Consider the following 6,000-nt stretch of genomic DNA (forward strand, 5'->3'; position numbering starts at 1 on the left):
TTAATGTAGTAATACTTTTGACATATTTTTTACAGTCAAACAGGACAAACTGCTGGGGGATATTATGGTAAATGTTATAAAAACTACAGATATCACTAAAAGATATGATGATTTTATTGCTGTGGATTCCATTAATCTAGAAGTTCCTAGAAATACAGTATATGGCGTGTTAGGACCTAACGGTGCCGGAAAAACTACACTTATATCTATGTTATGTACGATACTGCGCCCCACATCAGGAACTGCAACTGTAAATGGTTATGATATAGTAAAACAAGCTAAAGAAGTTAGGGAATCCATAGGGATAGTATTCCAATCCAGAGCTCTCGACGATATTTTGACTGGTAGAGAACATCTTGAAATGCACGCTTCTCTTTATGGAGTACCTAGAGATGTTAGAGAGGAACGTATTGACGAAATTTTAGAGCTCATAGCTCTGGGAAAAAAAGTTGACGAATACATAAAAACATACTCTGGAGGAATGAAAAGGAGGCTTGAAATTGGTAGGGGACTTGTACATCACCCTAAAGTGCTTTTTTTAGATGAACCTACCCTGGGGTTGGACCCTCAAACCCGGGAAAATATTTGGGAGTATATTTACAACATGACTCAAACTCAGGATATTACTGTGCTTTTAACCACCCACTATATGGAAGAGGCAGATCAACTGTGTGATGAGGTGGCTATCATAAATAAAGGTGAGATAATCACTGCAGATTCTCCAAATAACCTTAAAAGAGAGTTAAAAGCAGATACTATAACTCTTAAAGTAAATAATCCTGAAAAATTTGTGGAAAAGGCTAACGAGCTGAAATTTACCAAGGATATTTTCTTTACAGACGGCGAAGTGAAAATGATGGTGGAGCGGGGTGAAAATTTAGTACCTGAAGTGGTAGAGTTTGCAAGTTCCCACGATATCCATATAAATTCGATAGAAGTGGAACACCCTAACCTGGAAGATGTTTTCATCAAATATACTGGTTCTAAAATAGTTGGGGAGGGAAGATAATGCCGGAATTGGAAGGAATATACACTATCTGGCTCCGGGAAACTAAAAGATACGTCAGATACCGCTCAAGAATTTTGACTTCAGTAGTAACTCCTCTCTTATGGCTTTTGATATTTGGAACTGGTTTAGGCTCTGCTATACGCTTTGGAGGAATTCCTGGAGGATATAAAGCATTTATTTATCCAGGTATTATTGGGCAGACCATTCTATTTACCACCATATTTTCAGGGTTATCTGTAATTATGGACAGGCAGTATGGATTTTTAAAAGAAATAATGGTAGCTCCAATATCACGCCCTTCTATTGTGCTGGGTAAATCATTAGGTATAGGAACAGCTGCACTGATTCAGGGAGTTATTTTGTTACTACTTTCATTTGTAGTTGGAGTTCAAATGACAGTTGTGGCATTCATAATCAGTGTCGTGCTGATAATCCTTATATCACTGGGATTTGCAGGTTTAGGATTGTTAATTGCTACATTAACAGACAGTATGGAAGGATTCAACCTGATAATGAGCTTCATCGTGCTGCCAATTTTCCTGCTAAGCGGGGCTCTTTTCCCTGTAACGGGGCTTCCTACATGGCTCCAGTTTGCAGTATACTTAGATCCACTTACTTATGGAGTTGATGCTCTTAGAAGTGTTATTTTAAATCAATCTGCACTTCCACTTGAACTCAGTGTACTGGTCATAACTGGATTTGCACTGCTGATGATCTTTGTGTCTGCTTACATGTTTACCAAAAAAGAACAGGGACTGATGTAGCTTCAATTTAAACTTAATACAAAATTAGATATTGGCGGATTTTATTCCCCTTTCCATTTTTTTAATAATTCCATGGTGCGCATTAGTTTTTCTTTTTGTTTTTTAAAGGGATTATCTCCGTACTCCTTAACAATCATAGGTTCATACTCATTTTTTGAATTATTTGAACCTTTCTCCCTTGCAACTTTCATAGCATGGTTTATTTTGTAATTAATATCTCTCTTTAAATGTTCTCTTTCTTTACGTTCTTTATTTTCTTTTAACATTTCCATCTGGAGAATTACAAGATTTTTTTTATTAACTGAGTAAAATATCCCCTTTTCATCAACTTCTGCACTGTTATCTGGTGACTTAGATGGTTCACCGTACATGTATTCTTCAATTGTCTTAAAATACTGGAGTTCATTACCGCACTCACATGTATGAAAATCATTTATTTCGCTTCTATCTTCAATTTCGTAGTAGAGATTACATTTATCGCAGATTAGATACGGCATAATGGCACCCTTTTGAGTAGATCGTATTAATATTATAATCTAACCCATAAAAAGGTGCCTATATCTAATTAGATAACTGGAAATGATATGAAAATAAAATATAACGTTGATATTAATGAAAACTTCACAGTTACTTTTAAAGCTTAAAGGTTGTATGGAAAAATACAAACCGAAAATGCAGGATAGCGGGAAAAAAGATTCTCTAAATCAGGTTATGTCCAGATACAATTTAGAAAATTTCAATAAGATATTAAACTCATCATGTAACGGATTAGATGAAGAAGTTGATGAAGAAAAATTAAAAGACCTTCAAAATAGGATTGATCACTATTTTAGTTTGTATGCACCAGATGATGAAGACTTTAAAGAATTTATCAAGGCAATATCTATATATTTGACTTTTATTGCAAAAAAGCCGTTACATCCTCCAGGAATTGTTTTTTCAAATGGTGCTTTCAAAATCTCTGATTTTGAGAGCCCTCAAACATTTATGTTTGGGGCATTAAAAAACCAACGTTTTTTTGAAGGCCCAAAACCAAAGGTTTTGACGGAAGGGGTATATGAAAAAGAGGGTGTTTATTACTGTACTGGAAAGCGTATTTTTATGAAGGATAAATTGTCTTTATGTAAATATTGTGTTTGTAAGGGAATAGATTAGTCAGATCATATTTCAAATTCAATTACTCGCATGTCTTATCTTCAGATTCAATATATTCAAAACCTTCTTTTCTGCACCATTCATAGAGAGCTTCTGTAGCTCCCCTTGAAAGACGGCCCTGCTTATCACCGTATTTAATTCTTGTAATTCTTCTAAATGCTATTTCTAACTCATCTGGAATACAAACCGTTATCGCGCCCATGAAAATCTCCTCTGCAACTTTGGATATACTATGTAATTAATAGCTAATAATTAAAGTTGTTTAATGTTGAATTAGCGTTTTGTATATTGGATTAAGTTACTGCAGAATATATCTTGAATATAGATTAGTCTCTAAATTCTGGTAGAATTTCCCTCTCGCAGAATTCTATAAAACCTGGCTGATCTGTACCTACGTGTTGAATACAGACATGGTCAAAACCTGCATCAACATAGTTTTTAATCTCATTTATGTGTTCTTGAGGATCGCTGCTGCAGACCATCTGTTCCGCGAGAAGATCTTCGTTAATTATTCCTCCAAGCTGTTCAAAATGGGATGGTGTTGACAAATCTCCATTTAACTGGACTGTATTTGCTTTTATTGGCCAGTATTTGTAAGCTGTGCGTTTTGCTTCATTGTCATCTTCTGCCCAACAGACTGTGGCCTCACCATAACATGGTTTGCCCTCCCCTCCAGATTCATTAAATTTTTTTGTTATGTTTTCTTCAGGGGATTGTGCTATTAATCCGTCGCCACTTGTTCCAGCTAATTCAGATGCCATTTCTCCTTCTGCGGCTATATAAATTGGAGGTAATTCTTCAGGTTTGGTATAGACCTTTGCATTTTCAACTGTGTAATAACACCCATCATAATCCTGCAGTCCATCGCCCCCATTCCATAGAGTTCTAATTATATCTACAGCTTCGGCAAGCATATCTATCCTTGTAGGGGTTGGGGGCCATTCATCACCTAAAACATGTTCATTTAAATTTTCTCCAGAACCTACACCCAGTATAAATCTTCCGGGAAGCATTGATGCGGCCGTAGCTGCAGCCTGGGCAATAATTGCAGGATGTATTCTAAATGTTGGGCAGGTAACTCCTGTTGCAACAGGTATGCTTTCTGTTGCCTGGGATATGCCGCCAAGTGTACCCCAGACAAAAGGGCTGTTCCCTTCTTTATTTATCCATGGGTGATAATGATCTGAAATCATCGCAAAATCAAATCCCGCATCTTCCGCTCTTTTAGCATTATGCACTAATTCTAATGGGGGGTATTTTTCACTACCCAGTTTATAACCGATCTCAACCATGTTATATATCCTCCACCATTTTTTGATTTAATATTTTTCTATAAAATAGTAATACTTATTCGTGGGGTAGTATTTATTTTTTTCAAACACGTTTTGAAAATGAGCTCAATAGTATGTTAACATATTTTTATTTTAAAAAAAAGTTTAGTGTTAATTAAAATGTATGTAATACATTCCAGATTTAGTTAAATTTACTTTTTTTTGAAAAAATCCTGATTTTGTATATTTACATATGGCTCAAGTGGTTGAAATAGGTACATTTTGAACATTTTGAATTTTAATTTTTTATTAATTAGGTATATAGTTGCTTTATTCGGGTTAATTCTAAATTTTTAAGTTTAATGGAATTTAATTGGAACGAATTTTGTTTTTTATCTTAAAATATTAAGTTTTTGTTGAAATTGCAGCAGAAAATTTTTAAATTTTAATATTTGAAAAGGGGGTAGTTATAATAAATAATATAAATATAATAATTAGTACTACAATTGCTATGCAGAAGTTTGAAAACAAATTTTCTAAATTTGAAGTGAATTAAAATGGTCCAATGTCCAGTATGTGAAGATACAGAAAAAATTCGTTATATGGCAAGTTACTTAACTGAGTTTTGTGTTGAAGTTCAATTTATCTGTGGTAACTGTGGAAATATCTTTAGAGAAACAGTGGATGCTGATGAGTGATTTTTTTACTATCCAATTCATTGGGGCGGATATTAAATTGGTTTGGGAGCTGCAATTGAAGGATTTATTATTGCAGTTATAATAACCATATTTTTAGCTGTTATTTGGGTTAAATCAGTTTTTGGATTACCTCTTTTTGTTGTAAGTTTTCTAATTGCGGGAATTGTGGTAGGTTATATTGTGTATGGTGAAATTAGTGACGGTCTGGTTAGTGGGGCATTTATAGGTGTTATTGGGCTGTAATTCTATGGATATTAAGTCTATTTAAATGCCAAATTGCCTCATTTTCTACGGAGCTATCATCATATGTGTGGCTGATTACACTTCCAGAAGTTGGGGTAATGGTGGTGGTTGGAGCTATTGGAGGTTTAATCAGAGGAATTATTATCTATTTAACTGGAGCAGCTCGCCTGGTAGAAAATTGGGCTGCGAAGATGGTAGTTAAAAGAGTCAACATTAACTCTTTTTTAATTTGATCTGGGTTCTGAAATTATGGATAAAAAATGGTGTAATTTCGTTAAATTTAGTTCGCCATACAATAGTATAACGAAGTAAGATATATTTCATCAAATTCTTCTATTAAATTCTAAAAAATTTGTTAAAAATTATATGTATTGTGGTATTGGTGGTTTGATTTTTTTATTTTTTGTGCAGTATTTTCTAATATGTTTGTAAACCTCCAGTTCGCGCCTATAGTATGCGTTGGTTTGAAAAGAAATTTTCGGCCGAGACGCTTATAAGTACTATGGTTTAAGGCGTCGGTTGGAGTGTGATAATATCACTCTGTGAAGACTGGTTTTTTCCGACTGTAGTTATATCATATGAGGACTTGAATCTGTTTGCAAGAAATTGCAGAATTATTCGAGTTTGATGTTGGTTTGGTAGATTTGTGGTGATTTTTGGTTGCTACTAGAAAAATGTACCCCCTTTTCAATTTAAGTTGAATAAGGTTTTTTTTTAAGTTTTTACTTAAAAATATTATTTATTGTTTACTTCCGAAATGCAAATTATACTCTGTTAGTGATTTTTAAACGTGTAAATCCGTTTGATCCTGGCGGAGGCCACTGCTTTTGGGGTTCGATTAAGCCATGCAAGTTGAACGA

At 34.4% G+C, this 6,000-nt stretch carries 9 protein-coding genes; 6 read left to right on the forward strand and 3 right to left on the reverse strand.

Features of this window, described 5'->3' with window-relative positions; all coding sequences use genetic code 11:
- Positions 1–64 precede the first annotated feature (64 nt).
- Together AAGU07_RS12090 and AAGU07_RS12095 are read left to right on the forward strand one after the other, a co-directional pair.
- Positions 65–1,009 carry an ATP-binding cassette domain-containing protein gene (locus tag AAGU07_RS12090; RefSeq protein ID WP_342459315.1) on the forward strand — a complete coding sequence of 315 codons (945 nt, stop codon included), beginning with the start codon at positions 65–67 and terminating at the stop codon, positions 1,007–1,009.
- Positions 1,009–1,773 (forward strand): ABC transporter permease, encoded by a 765-nt coding sequence (locus AAGU07_RS12095; protein ID WP_342459316.1) that lies wholly within the window; start codon positions 1,009–1,011, stop codon positions 1,771–1,773. Before AAGU07_RS12090 ends, AAGU07_RS12095 begins: the two co-directional genes overlap by 1 nt.
- Before the next feature lie 41 nt (positions 1,774–1,814).
- Here the strand turns inward: AAGU07_RS12095 and AAGU07_RS12100 are convergent, their stop codons facing one another.
- The gene (locus AAGU07_RS12100) at positions 1,815–2,270 is read right to left on the reverse strand and encodes a hypothetical protein (protein WP_342459317.1); all 456 of its coding nucleotides are present in this window, start codon (positions 2,268–2,270) and stop codon (positions 1,815–1,817) included.
- A 154-nt stretch (positions 2,271–2,424) separates the two neighbouring features.
- Between AAGU07_RS12100 and AAGU07_RS12105 the strand changes: the two genes are divergently transcribed.
- The gene (locus tag AAGU07_RS12105; RefSeq protein WP_342459318.1) at positions 2,425–2,928 is read left to right on the forward strand and encodes a DUF2115 family protein; all 504 of its coding nucleotides are present in this window, start codon (positions 2,425–2,427) and stop codon (positions 2,926–2,928) included.
- 22 nt (positions 2,929–2,950) lie between these two features.
- On the opposite strand, the gene AAGU07_RS12110 is transcribed toward AAGU07_RS12105, so the two are convergent.
- Entirely contained in the window at positions 2,951–3,130 is a 180-nt protein-coding gene (locus AAGU07_RS12110; RefSeq protein WP_342459319.1) for a hypothetical protein, read from the reverse strand.
- Between the two features lie 124 nt (positions 3,131–3,254).
- Positions 3,255–4,220 carry a TIGR03557 family F420-dependent LLM class oxidoreductase gene (locus AAGU07_RS12115; RefSeq protein ID WP_342459320.1) on the reverse strand — a complete coding sequence of 322 codons (966 nt, stop codon included), beginning with the start codon at positions 4,218–4,220 and terminating at the stop codon, positions 3,255–3,257.
- Between the two features lie 536 nt (positions 4,221–4,756).
- On the opposite strand from AAGU07_RS12115, the gene AAGU07_RS12120 reads away from it, so the two are divergent.
- From AAGU07_RS12120 to AAGU07_RS12130, 3 genes are all read left to right on the forward strand, one after another.
- On the forward strand, positions 4,757–4,897 hold the full coding sequence (locus AAGU07_RS12120) for a hypothetical protein (protein ID WP_342459321.1): 141 nt from the start codon (positions 4,757–4,759) through the stop codon (positions 4,895–4,897).
- Between the two features lie 42 nt (positions 4,898–4,939).
- Positions 4,940–5,140 carry a DUF5518 domain-containing protein gene (locus tag AAGU07_RS12125; protein ID WP_342459322.1) on the forward strand — a complete coding sequence of 67 codons (201 nt, stop codon included), beginning with the start codon at positions 4,940–4,942 and terminating at the stop codon, positions 5,138–5,140.
- Between the two features lie 65 nt (positions 5,141–5,205).
- Complete coding sequence (locus tag AAGU07_RS12130) at positions 5,206–5,373, forward strand: hypothetical protein (protein WP_342459323.1); 168 nt, start codon at positions 5,206–5,208, stop codon at positions 5,371–5,373.
- Positions 5,374–6,000 lie beyond the last annotated feature (627 nt).

Source organism: Methanobacterium sp. (genome assembly GCF_038562635.1).
In the GTDB taxonomy this organism is placed as follows: Archaea; Methanobacteriota; Methanobacteria; order Methanobacteriales; family Methanobacteriaceae; genus Methanobacterium_D.